Source organism: Achromobacter aloeverae, from assembly GCF_004121055.1.
In the GTDB taxonomy this organism is placed as follows: Bacteria; Pseudomonadota; Gammaproteobacteria; order Burkholderiales; family Burkholderiaceae_B; genus Bordetella_C; species Bordetella_C aloeverae.
In genome coordinates this window covers 419,589-433,397 of the sequence record NZ_PYAL01000008.1, presented here as the reverse complement: position 1 = coordinate 433,397, position 13,809 = coordinate 419,589, and the positions used below count along the sequence as shown (strand labels likewise).

12 protein-coding genes are annotated in these 13,809 nt (G+C 66.4%); 2 read left to right on the top strand and 10 right to left on the bottom strand.

All coding sequences use genetic code 11. The features are described from left to right. The first annotated feature begins 2 nt into the window (after nt 1-2). Complete coding sequence (locus tag C7R54_RS25415) at nt 3-2,060, top strand: UvrD-helicase domain-containing protein (protein WP_129153610.1); 2,058 nt, start codon at nt 3-5, stop codon at nt 2,058-2,060. Between the two features lie 121 nt (nt 2,061-2,181). Here the strand turns inward: C7R54_RS25415 and C7R54_RS25410 are convergent, their stop codons facing one another. The 8 genes from C7R54_RS25410 to C7R54_RS25375 form a co-directional block, all read right to left on the bottom strand. After that, on the bottom strand, nt 2,182-3,330 hold the full coding sequence (locus tag C7R54_RS25410; RefSeq protein ID WP_129153608.1) for a M20 family metallopeptidase: 1,149 nt from the start codon (nt 3,328-3,330) through the stop codon (nt 2,182-2,184). 85 nt (nt 3,331-3,415) lie between these two features. Beyond that, complete coding sequence (locus tag C7R54_RS25405) at nt 3,416-4,318, bottom strand: alpha/beta hydrolase family protein (protein ID WP_129153606.1); 903 nt, start codon at nt 4,316-4,318, stop codon at nt 3,416-3,418. Nucleotides 4,319-4,477: 159 nt separating this feature from the next. After that, nucleotides 4,478-5,551, bottom strand: coding sequence for an ABC transporter ATP-binding protein (locus tag C7R54_RS25400; RefSeq protein ID WP_192903741.1), 1,074 nt, complete (start codon nt 5,549-5,551; stop codon nt 4,478-4,480). A gap of 17 nt (nt 5,552-5,568) precedes the next feature. Further along, entirely contained in the window at nt 5,569-6,570 is a 1,002-nt protein-coding gene (locus C7R54_RS25395; protein ID WP_129153604.1) for an ABC transporter ATP-binding protein, read from the bottom strand. Continuing rightward, a complete protein-coding gene (locus C7R54_RS25390; RefSeq protein WP_129153603.1) occupies nt 6,567-7,484 on the bottom strand; it encodes an ABC transporter permease in 918 nt (305 codons plus the stop codon). Before C7R54_RS25390 ends, C7R54_RS25395 begins: the two co-directional genes overlap by 4 nt. A 29-nt stretch (nt 7,485-7,513) precedes the next feature. Further along, nucleotides 7,514-8,491, bottom strand: a complete 978-nt coding sequence (locus C7R54_RS25385; RefSeq protein WP_129153602.1) for an ABC transporter permease — start codon at nt 8,489-8,491, stop codon at nt 7,514-7,516. Nucleotides 8,492-8,681: 190 nt separating this feature from the next. Continuing rightward, on the bottom strand, nt 8,682-9,098 hold the full coding sequence (locus tag C7R54_RS25380; RefSeq protein WP_129153600.1) for a hypothetical protein: 417 nt from the start codon (nt 9,096-9,098) through the stop codon (nt 8,682-8,684). A 175-nt stretch (nt 9,099-9,273) separates the two neighbouring features. Continuing rightward, a complete protein-coding gene (locus tag C7R54_RS25375; protein WP_129153598.1) occupies nt 9,274-10,254 on the bottom strand; it encodes a M14 family metallopeptidase in 981 nt (326 codons plus the stop codon). A gap of 263 nt (nt 10,255-10,517) precedes the next feature. On the opposite strand from C7R54_RS25375, the gene C7R54_RS25370 reads away from it, so the two are divergent. After that, nucleotides 10,518-11,069: an adenine phosphoribosyltransferase gene (locus tag C7R54_RS25370; RefSeq protein WP_129153597.1), complete on the top strand. Its 552-nt coding sequence runs from the start codon at nt 10,518-10,520 to the stop codon at nt 11,067-11,069. Here the strand turns inward: C7R54_RS25370 and C7R54_RS25365 are convergent. Then, nucleotides 11,066-11,959, bottom strand: a complete 894-nt coding sequence (locus tag C7R54_RS25365; protein ID WP_129153595.1) for a LysR family transcriptional regulator — start codon at nt 11,957-11,959, stop codon at nt 11,066-11,068. The genes C7R54_RS25370 and C7R54_RS25365 overlap by 4 nt on opposite strands. A gap of 38 nt (nt 11,960-11,997) precedes the next feature. After that, the gene (gene ilvA, locus C7R54_RS25360; protein WP_129153593.1) at nt 11,998-13,506 is read right to left on the bottom strand and encodes a threonine ammonia-lyase, biosynthetic; all 1,509 of its coding nucleotides are present in this window, start codon (nt 13,504-13,506) and stop codon (nt 11,998-12,000) included. Nucleotides 13,507-13,809 lie beyond the last annotated feature (303 nt).

The following is a 13,809-nucleotide window of genomic DNA, read 5'->3' as shown; positions in this document are numbered from 1 at the left end:
TCATGTCCAACTCCGTTCCCGCCGGTTTGAATCCGCCGCAACGCGAGGCCGTCCTCTACTTGGGCGGTCCGTGCCTGGTGCTGGCTGGCGCGGGCAGCGGCAAGACGCGCGTCATCACGCAGAAGATCGCCTACCTGCTTCAGGATTGCGGCTACCAGGGGCGCAACATCGTGGCCCTGACCTTCACCAACAAGGCCGCGCGCGAGATGGACGAGCGCGTCAAGACGCTGGTCGAGCGCAAGCTGTCCAAAGGCCTGACCATCAGCACCTTCCATGCGCTGGGCGTGCGCCTGTTGCGCGAGGAGGCGCGGCACGCGGGCCTCAAGCCGCAGTTCTCCATCCTGGATGCCGACGACGCCATGGGCATCGTGCAGGAGTTGCTGGCGACTACCGACAAGGGTCGCCTGCGCGCCGTGCAGCAGACCATCTCGCTGTGGAAGAACGCCTTGCTGGACCCGGATGGCGCGGAGAAGGCCGCCGTTACGCCTTCGGAGTTCGAAGCCGCGCGGGTCTATCGCAGTTATGCCGCCACGCTGGCGGCCTACCAGGCGGTCGACTTCGACGACCTGATCCTGGTGCCGGCGCGCTTGCTGGAAACCAACGAGGAGGTGCGCACGCGCTGGCAGAATCGCGTGCGCTATCTGCTGGTGGACGAATACCAGGACACCAACGTCTGCCAGTACCGGCTGGTGCAGCTGCTGACGGGTGACCGCGCCATGTTCACCGCGGTCGGCGACGACGACCAGGCCATCTATGCCTGGCGCGGCGCCACCATCGAGAACCTGGCCAGGCTGCCCAAGGACTATCCCAGTCTCAAGCTGATCAAGCTGGAGCAGAACTACCGGTCGGTGCAGCGCATCCTGGCCGCGGCCAACCAGGTGATCGAGCGGAACCCCAAGCTGTTCGAAAAGAAGCTGTGGTCGGACCTGGCGCATGGCGAGCCCATCGTCGTGACGCCCATGGATAGCGAAGAGGCCGAAGCCGAAGCGACGGCCATGAAGATCTCCGCTTCGCGCTTCGAACGGCAGGCGCAGTGGAAAGACTACGCCATCCTGTATCGCAGCAATCACCAGTCGCGCATACTTGAGCAGGCGCTGCGCAACCTGAAGATTCCGTACACGATCGCCGGTGGGCAGAGCTTCTTCGACAAGGCGGAAATCCGCGATGTGCTGGCCTATCTGCGGCTGATCGCCAACGACGAGGACGATCCTGCCTTCATCCGCGCGGCGACGACGCCCAAGCGCGGCATCGGCCAAGCCACCTTGCAGACGCTCGGCCAGTACGCGGCGGACCGGCAGTTGTCCCTGTTCGCGGCGGTTTTCGAGCACGGGCTGGAAACCCGTCTGCAGGCGCGCCAGTTGGAGCAACTGCGCGTCTTCGCGGAGTTCATCCAGCGCATCCAGTGGCGCGCTGGTCGCGGCAAGGCCGGCGAGAAGCCGACGTCGGCGGAACCGGCCGGCGTCATCCTGGACGATTTGCTGGCAGCCATCCAGTACGAGCGCCATCTCTACGACACCATGGAAGAAAAGCCGGCGCAGAGCCGCTGGCAGAACGTCCTGGAGTTGACGTCCTGGCTCAAGCGCAAGTCCGAGGAAGACGGCCTGACGCTGTTCGAACTGGTGCAGCATGTCGCCCTGGTCACCATGCTGGAGCGCGGCGAGGAAGAAACGCCCGATGCGGTCAAGATGACCACGCTGCATGCGTCCAAGGGCCTGGAGTATCCGCACGTCTACATGGTGGGGGTGGAGGAGGGGCTGCTGCCGCACATGGGCAAGGACGAGGAGGAAGGCGACCCCGCCAAGGCGGCCGAATCGCTGGCGAGCCGCATCGAGGAAGAGCGGCGCCTCATGTATGTGGGCATCACCCGCGCCCAGCGTACTCTCAACCTCAGCTGGTGCAAGAAGCGCCGCCGCGCCCGCGAAGATCTCGTACGCGAGCCCTCGCGTTTCATCGAAGAAATGGGCCTGGGCGACGCCCGCTTCCCCGAAGACGAAGCCACCCGCGCCATGAGCCCCAAGGAACGCCTCGACATGCTCAAGGCCCTGCTCAAAAAGAACTAGCCCGCAGCAATAAGACCTGTGCCGTGCAAAGGTCTTCCTGATCGGGGAACCGCGGATCCGGGTCTCCCGGTCCGCTGGTTTCGCCCCCCCGGGGGGCCCGCGTAAGCGGGTAGGGGGGGCCCTACTCCAGGTCGCGCAGGAGCAGTTGCCAGAAATGGGCGCGGGCCGCCAGCGTGCTGACCAGGATGTACTCATTCAGCGTATGCGCGCCGTCGCCATCGGCGCCCAGGCCATCCAGCGTGGGCACGCCCATGGCGGACGTAAAGTTGGCATCGCTGCCGCCCCCCGTCATCGGCGCGTCGTCCAGCTGGAAGCCCGCCGCCGTGGCGAACAGGCGCGCCTTGCCCAGCAGTTGCGTCGTGGCCTCGGACTTGACCATGGGCGGACGGTTCAGCTCGACATCGATGTCCAGCGACACATCCGGCCCCACCGCTTTCAACCCGCGCATGCGCGTCAGCGTATCTTCCGCGGCTTCCATGTCCGGTACGCGGAAATCCACCACGCAATTGCACAAGGCCGGGACCGTATTGGTGACGGTGCCGCCATTGATGGTGCCGACGCTGACCGTGACGCCACGTTCGTAGTCGGTCATCGCCTCCAACGCCAGCACCTGGTGCGCCATTTCGCGGATCGCGCTGCGGCCTTTTTCATGCTGCATGCCGGCGTGCGACGGACGGCCCTTGACCTGCAGGCGCAGCATGCCGGTGCCCTTGCGCGCGGTCACGCACTTGCCGCCATTGGGCCGCGCCGGCTCGCACACCAGCCCGTAGCGGGCATTGCGCGCATACGATTCGATGGAAGGCCGCGACGCATGGCTGCCGGTTTCCTCGTCGGGCACCATCACGAAGTCGATGGGCAGGCGGGTCGCGCCCGGCTTGGCCAGCGTGGCCAGCGCCGTGAGCGCCAGGTAGATGCCGCCCTTCATGTCATAGCTGCCCGGTCCATAGAGCTTGTCGCCCTCGATGCGGCAGGGGTTCTCGTCCAGGGTGCCGACCGGATGCACCGTGTCCAGGTGGGCCAGCACCAGGATGCCGGGCCGCGTATCGCCCTGCGCCCGGTTGGTCACGTACAGCAGCGGGCCGGTGGTGTCGCCCAGTGCGCTCAGCTGGGTGGTCAGGCCGGCGGCGCGCGCCTGCTTTTCCACCAGGGCGGCCATGGCGGCGACACCGGCGGGGGAGTTCGACGGCGACTCGCATTCGATCCAGGTGCGGATGCCCGCCGCCAGCGCGGCGGCGTCGGGCAGGTCGGAAGAGGTAGGCAGGGCGGACATGGGGAATTCCTTGTGCGTTCGTTAGGATGCGGGTGGAGGCAGGTAGGGGGCGGGTTCTCGTATGCCGGTCGCCGGGTGGACGGCCTTACGCCACGGTCTTGCCGGCCAGTGCCGCCATCGTGGCGTCGTCGGGCATGCCGCCGTCGAACCACAGGCTGGCGCAGACGGCGGACATGGCCTTGCCGTCATGACCGATGCCCGGCACGGAAATCAGTTGCCAATTGAACGGCACGCCGCGCCGCTCGGCTTCGCGGCGACCGCTTTCGAAATAGTGGTGGGCGCGCGCGTAGCGATGTGGCCCCTGGCGCATGGCCGCGGGTTCGGATGGCAGGTTGGGGTCGCTGGTGGCGATATCCTGGTCGCCAGCCAGCAAGGTCAGCGGATAGGCCAGCAGGCGCACCAGATGGTCCTCGGTCAGGCCCACGCCGTCCAGTCCCTCGGGGTAGGGGTGATCGAACGTCGGCAGCGTGTACCAGCCCGGATTGCCGGCCGCGACCGCTTTGTAGGGCGCGTGCGATTGACTGGACATGAGGCGATGGACGAATTGCCCACCCGCGGAGTGGCCGAACAGGTAAGCCTGCTCGGTCGTGGTGATCTCGGCCTCGCGCAGGTCGGCGAAGACGCGCTGCGGCAGCACGTAGGTCCAGCCGGACACCGGCCGCACGTTGCCCCCGGCCGAGTAGACGCGGCCGTTGTTATAGCTTTCGACGCCCGGCCAGATCTCGTTGGAGAACGTCGGCGCGACGATCAGCAGCTTGTGCTTGTCGGCGGCGGGAATCCAGAAATCGCGGTAGTCGTCGCCATTGCGCAGCACGCCGTGCTGCACGATGACGACCGGGCGGTCCGGCGTGTAGCCATAGGGACGGTAGGTCTGCAGCGTGAAGGGGCGGTCGCTGTTGCGGTCCTCGTCCAGGTAGGCGATGGCGTTGCGCCCCGCGTGGTTCAGTTCAAGGACAAGGCGTTCGACGTTATTGGATGGCGCGGACATGATGGCATCTCGGTCAGTAGCGGGGCGGCGCCCCATGCGTGTTCGGCTCGATCGTTGTTCAGGCTGTATTCGGTGACTGCCCGGTGGCTGTACAGAGGCTGTTCATTGGCTGTTCATTGGCTGTTCATTGGCTGTTCAGTCGCGCGTTCCCGCGCGGCGTCAACCGGCCACCTCATTCAAGTGGCATGCCGACCAGTGGCCGGGCGCGATTTCCTTGAGCGGCGGCGCCTGCTCGCGGCAGCGTGGCATGGCGTGAGGGCAGCGCGGATTGAAGGCGCAACCCGGCGGCGGCGCCAGCGGCGAGGGAATCTCCCCCTTGATCGGGGTGAACTTGCGTCCGCGCCGCGCCACGTCAGGCACTTCGGCGAGCAAGGCCTGGGTGTACGGGTGGTTGGCGCGGGCGAAGATTTCCACGGCGGTGGAAATTTCCACGATCTTGCCCAGGTACATGATGGCGACCCGGTCCGAAATGTGCCGCACCACGCCAAGATCGTGGCTGATGAACAGATACGTCAGGTCGCGCTGTTCGCGCAGGTCCATGAACAGGTTGATCACCTGGGCCTGGATGGACACGTCCAGCGCCGCCACCGGTTCGTCGCAGACCAGGAAGGACGGCGACACCATCAGCGCGCGGGCGATGCCGATGCGCTGGCGCTGGCCTCCCGAAATCTGGTGCGGCAGGCGGTCGCGATATTCGCGGTCCAGTCCCACCGCGGCCAGGGCGCTGTCCACGCGCGCTGGGATTTCCCCGGCGGTCGCCAGCTTGTGCACCTTCAGCGATTCGCCGAGGATCTGCTTCAGGCGCTGGCGCGGGTTCAACGAGGCCTGAGGGTCCTGGAACACCATTTGCACGCCCAGGACGTAGTCCAGGCGGTCGCGGCCGCGCAGTTCCGTCACCGGTCGGCCCTGGTAGCGCAACTCCCCTTCGGTCTGGCGATACAGGCCGGCCACCACGCGGCCCAGGGTCGACTTGCCGCAGCCGGATTCACCGACCAGGCCCACGACTTCGCCGCGCGCGATCGACAGGCTTACCCCGTTGACCGCGTGCACCGTGCGGCGGTCCAGTGGCCTGCCGGCCAGCGCCAACAAGCGCTGCGCGAGATCGGGGCGCTGTTCGAAGCGCTTGTGGACGTTGTCCAGTTCGATGACTGGCTCGGCCGGGGCCCGTGTGGATGCGTCCGCGGGACTCGTATCGGGCGTGGCGGCGCGCGCCTGTGCCTGGTCCATTTTCATGTCGGTATCCTGCACGTTCATTCCGACACCCCCGCCGCCGTCTTCTGGGCGGCGCGTTGCACCGGCGCATGGCAATGGAAGCTGCGCTTGCCCTCGTTGGTCACGCCGGGGAAGGTCTCCGTGCACCGGGTGATGGCGTTCGGACAGCGTGGCCGGAAGGGACAGCCCGACGGTCTTGCCGACAGCGTGGGCGCCATGCCATTGATCTGCTGCAGGCGTCCGCCCGGCGTGGCCGTGCCCGGCATCGAGCGCAACAGGCCTTGCGTATAGGGATGGCGCGGCGCTGCCAGCACGTCTTCCACGGGGCCGGTCTCGACGATGCGGCCGGCATACATCACGGCCACGCGATCGGCCAGTTCGGCCACCACGCCCAGGTCATGGGTGATCCAGATCAGCGCGGTATTGTTGTTGCGGCAAATCTCCTGCATGCGGTAAAGGATCTGCCCCTGGATGGTCACGTCCAGCGCCGTGGTCGGCTCGTCCGCGATGATCAGGTCCGGATTGTTCAACATGGCGATGGCGATCGCCACGCGCTGCCGCATGCCTCCGGAAAACTCGTGCGGGTAGCTGCGCAGGCGCGACTCGGGCGAAGGGATGCCCACCATCGCCAACGCGTCGCGGCAGCGCGCCATGGCTTCGGCGCGGCTGACGTTTTCATGGGTGAGGATGGCTTCGGCCATCTGTTCGCCTACCCGCAGCACGGGATTCAGCGTCATCAGCGGGTCCTGGAAAATCATGGCGATGCGGTTGCCGCGCAGGCGGCGCATGCCTTCTTCGTCCAGCTTGCGCAGGTCCTTGCCCTGGAACTTGACCTCGCCTTCGACAACTTCGCCCGGCGGGTCGATCAGGCCCAGCAGGGAAAAACCGGTGACCGATTTGCCGGAGCCGGATTCGCCGACCAGGCCGAGGATTTCGCCACGGCGCAGCGTCAGGTTGACGCCGTCGACGGCCGGCCAGGCGCCGGCGGTGGTATGGAATGCGGTGCGCAGGTTGCGCACGTCGAGAATAATGTCGCTCATCGTCGCGGATCCAGGCTGGCGCGCAGACGGTCGCCCAGAATATTGATGGTCAGGATCAGCAGCAGCAGTGCGATGCCGGGGAACAGGCTGATCCAGTAGTCGCCGGACAGCAGGTATTGGAAACCATTGGCGATCAGCAGGCCCAGGGAGGGCTCGGTGATGGGCACGCCCACGCCGAGGAAGGACAGCGTGGCTTCCAGCGCGATGGCGTTGGCGATTTGCACGGTGGCGTACACCATCACGGGGCCGATGCAGTTGGGCATCAGGTGAAAGAGGATGATGCGCCAGGCGGGGAAGCCCAGGTTGATGGCCGCTTCGACGTATTCCTTGCGCCGTTCCTGCAAGGCGCGGCCCCGCATGATGCGCGCGTAGTGGGCCCACTGCACCAGCACCAGCGCCAGGATGACCTTGTCGACGCCGCGGCCCATCACGGCCAGCAAGACCAGCGCCACCAGGATGGAGGGAAAGCCGAGCACGAAATCGACCACGCGCATCAGCACCGCGTCGAGCAGGCCGCCGGCGTAGGCGGCCACCAGGCCCACCAGGCTGCCTATCGCCGTTGCCAGCGCCACGGCGCTCAGGCCCACCATCAGGCTGATGCGCAGGCCGTACAGGATGGCGCTGAGCATGTCGCGGCCCTGGTCATCGGTGCCGAGCCAATACATATGGCCGTCCATCGAGGCCGAGCGGGGCGGCTGGCGGCCATCGAGCAGGTTCAGGTTGGCGAGGTCGTAGGGGTTCTGCGGCGCGAAATGCGGCGCCAGCAGGATGACCACCGCCAGCACCAGCAGGATCAGCAGGGTGCCGCGCGCCGTGGGCACGGCATGGAGCTTCTTGAGGATGGCCGCGCGTCGCGGCGTCTCCGCCAGGGGAGGCACGGTGCGGGTGCGGCCGGAGTGATCGGGAGTGGACATGGCGGTAGGGGTGGTCTGGGGCCTGGGGTTCAATTCGCGGGAGCCAGCAAGCGCACGCGCGGATCGAGCACGGCATAGAGAATGTCGACGATCAGGTTGATGACCACGAACAGCAAGGTGACGAACATCACGTAGGCGACGACGACCGGGCGATCCAGCTGGTAGACGCTGTCGATCAGCAGCTTGCCCATGCCGGGCCACGCGAACACGGTCTCGGTGATGGTGGAATAGGCGATCAGGTGGCCCATTTCCATGCCGATCACCGTGACGACCGGGATGAGGATGTTGCTCAGGATATGGCGGCTGACGATGCGGCCGGGCCGTACGCCCTTGGCGCGGGCGAACTTGACGTATTCCTGGCTCTGCGCCTCGGCCACCCCGGACGCGGTCATCCGCAGCACCAGCGCGACGTTGGCCAGCGCCAGGTTGATGGCCGGCATGATCATGTGGGCCCAGCCGTCGCGCGTGAGGAAGGAGAATGGCACGCCGAACACGGACACGGTGTCGCCGCGTCCGGACGCGGGCAGCCAGCCCAGCCAGACCGCGAACATCAGGATCAGCATCATGCCTTGCCAGAAGTTCGGCAGCGAGAACCCGAGGACCGACGTGCCCATGATGGTGCGGCCCAGCGGCGTATCGCGATACAGGCCCGCGACCAGGCCCAGCGGAATGCCGAACAGACAGGTCATGGCGATCGCTACCGCCACCAGCTCGAACGTGGCCGGCATGCGTTGCAGGATCATGTCCAGCGCGGGGACGCCCTGGACGAAGGAGTTACCCAGGTCCCCGTGCAGCGCATTCCACAGGAAATGGGTGTATTGCTGCCAGAGCGGCAAGTCCAGGCCCAGGCGGATGATCATGGCCTGGCGGTCGGCGGGGCTGGCTTCGGGGCTGACCAGCAGCTCGATCGGGTCGCCCACCGCGTAGACCGCACAGAAAACGACGACCGAAACGGCGAGTAGAACGAACAGGCTTTGCAAGAGCCTGCGCAGGATGAACAAGGCCACGCGGGGATTCCCTAACAGTATTCGCGCGCGCCCAAAAGGGACGCGGGCAATACTTTAACCCGATGAACAGGGGCTGGCGGCGCGCCGCGGCCCTGTTACGAGGGCACTGCGCGTGGCGCCGAGGGAAGCTTGCGCGGCGGGTCGCGAAAAACTAGGGCAAACACCTAGGCGCCGCGCTCCCGGCGTTCGCTCAGGCGAACCCGCCATCCTTGCTGCTGGACGCCGATCCGGCCTGGGAATATATGGCGATGCGGGCCATGCTGGGCAGTCTCACGTCGCGCAGATCCACCAGCACCTTGTCGTGCAGCGCGGAGGGATAGGCATGCGGTTGCAGGTGCGTGACGCGCTGGATGCGTTCAGCGGGGATGTTGCATTGCGCCGTGATATGCCTGCTGACCGCTTCCATTGTGGCTTCGACCTTTTCGACTTTCTCGAAGCTCTTGTCGCTGGCGAACCCGTGCACTTCCGCGCTATGAAGCAGGCTGGGATCACGGAGCGCGCAAAGACGGTCGTATGCGCCCGACGCGCGCGCGCGTGCATCGTTGATGTCGGGGAGGGTCGGGGCGGCGGCGGTCGCGGGTTGGGAAAGAGGCAGGGTGCTGGACATGGCATTCGCTCCAGAAAGGCGCTCCCGGCCGCGCAGCGACGCTGCTTGCCGCCCCCTTGTGAGGGGGCGCATTGACCTTGGGACGGCCGGGCGGCAGGAATATCCAAGGGCGCCTATACGTTCCGATATGCCTGATACCGTTCCAGTTTATTGCATGCCAGCGCGACGCCCTGCGTCAGACCCGCTGCGCGATCGGCCGCGCCAGCCGCACCATCGTCACGCCGGGCCGCACATTGACCGCCGGCATGATCAATACGCAATCCTCGTAGGGCGTGGTGACGGGTTCGCCGTCCGACCACGCGATGACGGTGTCGGCGCGCGGCAGTTTCTCCAGGCCCTTCCACGGCTGCGAAAAGCGGAAGTCCGTGCTCTGGGCGGCGATGGCGTGGGTGACCAGCAGGGCTTCCTGGCTGGGCGCGGTCGGCGCGAACCACGTGCCCGGCAGGTCGGCGGCCTCGACGATGCCCGAGGCCACCAGGAAGCGCGCCACCTGGTCGATGGCCACCTGGCGCGCGGACGGCGCGCCGTGGAAGCCGCACTCGATCAGCAGCGAGCGCGAGCCATTGTCTTCCTCGGCGCCGAAGCGGCCGTAGTCGCGCATCCGCACTCCGGCGGCGTGGCCCACGTCGGCGATGATGTGGGCCGGATTGCCCAGCGCCAGCGCGAGATCGATATTGTGCTGGCGCACGCCCGACATTTGCAGGGGCACGGTGGAATTGCTCATGGAATGAATGTCCAGCAGCCAGTCCGCCTTCCTGACCCAGGGCAGGAGCTGCGCCGCGCGGCGCCGTTCCTGCGTGGAGGCATCCGCCAGCTTGTCGTCCGACCAGACGCGGTTCATGTCCTCGTCGACGAAGCGGGAGTCGGTGTACAGCGCGGCGTCGAAACGGTCGAAGGCGGCCAGGTTGCAGAACGCCAGCGTCAGCGCTCCCCGGCGGGGGCGCACGGCGGCCCCCAGCACGTCCTTCAACGCCCACGCGCCGCATAGTTCGTTGCCGTGTATCAGGGCGGTGATCATGACCGTGGGACCGGGCTGCCCGGAGTCGAAATGCCAGACGCCTTCCGTGCCGGTGTTGCCGGCACGCTCGACATCGATGTCGGGGACGGCGAGTTCGAAAGGGCGCAGGGGAATGCCGGTGCTGCTGGCGGTGGACATCGGGGCCTCCGGGGTCGGGTCGCGGGCGGTAAGGGGAAAAGGAGAAGGGGGAAAAGGGCAAGCATACGCATTGCCGCGCGTCGGTCAAGCGAGGATGGGCCGCGGGATTTTGCCGTGGCCGGCGCCGCCAGGGGCAGAGATAGAAATTCTCAATCCCTACGGGCGGACCAGTCGAAAATTCCAGCAAGGGAGGGCAGGCATTTGGCTAGTTGCGCCACCGCCGGTTATAGTTTCCACCCATTCTTCCCGGCCGGGCCGCCACCATGCAAACCGACTACGCAGAACTTGTCCGGCGCACGATCCGCAGTGTTCCGGATTGGCCCAAGCCCGGCGTGGTGTTTCGCGACATTACCCCGGTGCTGCAAGATCCCCGCACCTTTCGCGCCCTGATCGATCTGTTCGTCTATCGCTACATGCGCCAGCGCCTGGACCTGGTGGCGGGCATCGACGCGCGCGGCTTCATTATCGGCAGCGTGCTCGCCTATGAACTGAATCTCGGTTTCGTGCCGGTGCGCAAGCAAGGCAAGCTGCCCTATCGCACGGTGGCGGAGCCTTATTCGCTGGAGTACGGCAATTCGGCGGTGGAAATCCATACGGACGCGGTGCGCACCGGCCAGCGCGTGCTGCTGGTCGACGACCTCATCGCCACTGGCGGCACCATGATGGCGGCCGTCAAGCTGCTGCAACGCCTGGGCGCCAACGTGGTGGAGGCCGCCACCATCATCGACCTGCCCGACCTGGGCGGCTCGGCCAATATCGCGACCACCGGCACGCCCCTGTATTCGATCTGCCGCTACGACGCGGAAAACGTCTAAGGCTGGTCTTTCAGGCGCGGCTTGATGAAGTCCAGGAACGCGCGCGTCTTGGCCGGCAAGGTGCGCGACGGCAACAGGGCGAAGAGCGGCACCGGCGTCAGGTTCCAATCGGGCAGCACGCGCACCAGGCCCGAACGTTCGATGGCCCGTTCCATGGCGCTGTAGACCAGCAGGGGCGCGATGCCCAGGCCGCGCACGGCCAGGCGGCCCAGCATGCCCATGTTGTTCGAGGCCAGGCGGCCGACCACCTGCACTCGCTCGACCCGGTCGCCGGAATGCAGCATCCAGAAGTGATAGACGTCGCTCACCATGGGCCGCAGGCATTCGTGATGGCTGAGGTCCGCGGGGGTGCGCGGCTCGCCGTAACGGGCGAGATAGGACGGCGCGGCGTACAGGTGGTGCTCCATCAGCACCACCTGGCGCGAGATCAGGCTGGAGTCCGGCTGCTGGCCGAAGCGCAGCACCAGGTCGTACGGGTTGCTGATGGGATCGATCGGCCGCACGCTCAAGTCGAAGTCGCATTCGATCTCGGGGTATTCGGCGATGAAGTCGCGAATGATCGCCGGCAGGAACAGGCTGGCCAGGCTTGGAGGCAGCGAGATGCGAAGGCGGCCCTTGGGCTGCGCCGCCATGTCCTGCAATTGGTCATGGGCAATGCGCGCTTCCTCGACGATGTGGCGGCAGCGTTCGAAATAGATCGCGCCGGCTTCGGTCAGGTCGATGCGCCGCGTGGTGCGATTCAGCAGCTTCATGCCGACCGCGCGCTCCAGTTCGGTGACGCGGCGTGACAGGGTGGCCGAGGGGATATTCAGCGCTTCGGCCGCATGGCTGAAGTTCTTGCGCTTGGCCACCTCGACGAACAAGGCGATGTCGTTAAGCTGGATATCCACGTTGAAAGTCCCGGCGCCCCGCCAGGGGCGCTTTGCGGTTACAGGAACAGCTTATAAGCCGGATTCTCGGTTTCGTTCCAGTACGGGTAGTCGACTTCCTCCAGGAAAGTCTTGAACTGCTTCTTGTCCGACGGCGGGACCTGGATGCCGATCAGGATACGGCCATAGTCGGCGCCCTGGTTGCGGTAGTGGAACAGGCTGATGTTCCATTCGGGCTTCATCGAATTCAGGAAGCGCATGAGCGCGCCAGGCCGTTCCGGAAACTCGAAGCGGTACAGCACTTCGTTCGCGGTCAGCGCGGAGCGTCCGCCCACCATGTGGCGCAAGTGGGTCTTGGCCATTTCATCGTGGGTCAGGTCCAGCGTGTCGAAACCGTTCTTGCGAAAGTGCGAGGCGATCTTGTCCGGTTCGGCGGGGGAAGCGACCTGCAGGCCGACGAAAACGTGGGCGCGAGCGCTGTCGGAGATGCGATAGTTGAACTCCGTGACGCTGCGGTTGCCCACCAGCTCGCAGAACTTGCGGAAGCTGCCGCGCTGTTCCGGCATGGAGACCGCGAATACGGCCTCCCGCATTTCGCCCACTTCGGCGCGGTCGGCGACGAAGCGCAAGCGGTCGAAGTTCATGTTGGCGCCGCAGGTGATGGCCACCACGGTCTTGTTCTTCCACTTGTGCTGGGCCAGGTACTGCTTGGCCCCCGCCACCGCCATGGCGCCGGACGGCTCCAGCACGCTGCGCGTGTCCTGGAACACGTCCTTGATCGCGGCGCAGATGGCGTCGGTGTCGACCACCACGAAGTCGTCCACGTACTGCTTGACCAGGCGGAAGGTCTCGGCGCCCACCTGCTTCACCGCGGTGCCGTCCGCGAACAGGCCGACGTCGTTCAGCACCACGCGGCGCCCCGCCTTGACGCTGCGCAGCATGGCGTCGGAGTCCTCGGTCTGCACGCCGATCACCTTGACCTCGGGGCGCAGTTGCTTGATGTAGGCCGCCACGCCGGAGATCAGGCCGCCGCCGCCGATGGCGACGAAGACGGCGTCGAGCTCGCCAGGATGCTGGCGCAGGATTTCCATGCCGATCGTGCCTTGGCCGGCGATCACGTCGGGATCGTCGAAGGGGTGGACGAAGGTCAGCTTCTCCGCCTTTTCCAGCTTGGCGGCCTGGGCGTAGGCGTCGGAATAGCTTTCGCCGGCCAGCACCACTTCGCCGCCCAGGCGGCGCACCGCGTCGACCTTGACCTGCGGCGTGGTGGTGGGCATGACGATGACGGCGCGGCAGCCCAGGTTGCGGGCCGACAGGGCCACGCCCTGGGCGTGGTTGCCCGCCGAGGCGGCGATAACGCCGCGCGCGCGCGCCGCCGGCGGCAGGTTGGCCATCTTGTTGTAGGCGCCGCGGAGCTTGAAGCTGAATACCGGCTGCGTGTCTTCCCGCTTGAACAGAATCGCGTTCGAAATTCGCTGGGACAGCAGGGGGGCCGGTTCCAGGGGCGTCTCGACGGCGACGTCGTAGACTTTCGAAGTGAGGATGCGTTTCAAGTAATCGGTAGACATGAGGGGAGGTACCCCCCCTACCGCGCGGAGCGCGGCCCCCCCAGGGGGGCGGCACTGGCGGACCGGGGGACCCGGATCCGCTGTGCCCTGGGGCGCTCGGTAGGGAGGTGGGTGGTTGGTGAGGTTGTTTGGGGTTTCTTCTCTGGGGCGCGCTGGCGTCGGGCAGATTACCACAGGGGCAGGTGTCTTAATCCGGGCGTTGTCGGGACGGCAATGCTGCCGATCACCTGGGCCTACGTCCGGATTCCGGGCTCGAACGGGGGAGGTGCCCGGGATGCGCGCGGGGAAGGCGGGCGGGGGCGG

Coding starts and splice junctions, on each gene's coding strand:
- C7R54_RS25410 (WP_129153608.1), bottom strand. CDS start 3,330: ATGTCCGCCCTGCCTACCTCTTCCGACCTGCCCGACGCCGCCGCGCTG.
- C7R54_RS25375 (WP_129153598.1), bottom strand. CDS start 10,254: ATGTCCACCGCCAGCAGCACCGGCATTCCCCTGCGCCCTTTCGAACTC.
- C7R54_RS25415 (WP_129153610.1), top strand. CDS start 3: ATGTCCAACTCCGTTCCCGCCGGTTTGAATCCGCCGCAACGCGAGGCC.
- C7R54_RS25405 (WP_129153606.1), bottom strand. CDS start 4,318: ATGTCCGCGCCATCCAATAACGTCGAACGCCTTGTCCTTGAACTGAAC.
- C7R54_RS25395 (WP_129153604.1), bottom strand. CDS start 6,570: ATGAGCGACATTATTCTCGACGTGCGCAACCTGCGCACCGCATTCCAT.
- C7R54_RS25390 (WP_129153603.1), bottom strand. CDS start 7,484: ATGTCCACTCCCGATCACTCCGGCCGCACCCGCACCGTGCCTCCCCTG.
- C7R54_RS25380 (WP_129153600.1), bottom strand. CDS start 9,098: ATGTCCAGCACCCTGCCTCTTTCCCAACCCGCGACCGCCGCCGCCCCG.
- ilvA (WP_129153593.1), bottom strand. CDS start 13,506: ATGTCTACCGATTACTTGAAACGCATCCTCACTTCGAAAGTCTACGAC.
- C7R54_RS25400 (WP_192903741.1), bottom strand. CDS start 5,551: ATGAAAATGGACCAGGCACAGGCGCGCGCCGCCACGCCCGATACGAGT.
- C7R54_RS25370 (WP_129153597.1), top strand. CDS start 10,518: ATGCAAACCGACTACGCAGAACTTGTCCGGCGCACGATCCGCAGTGTT.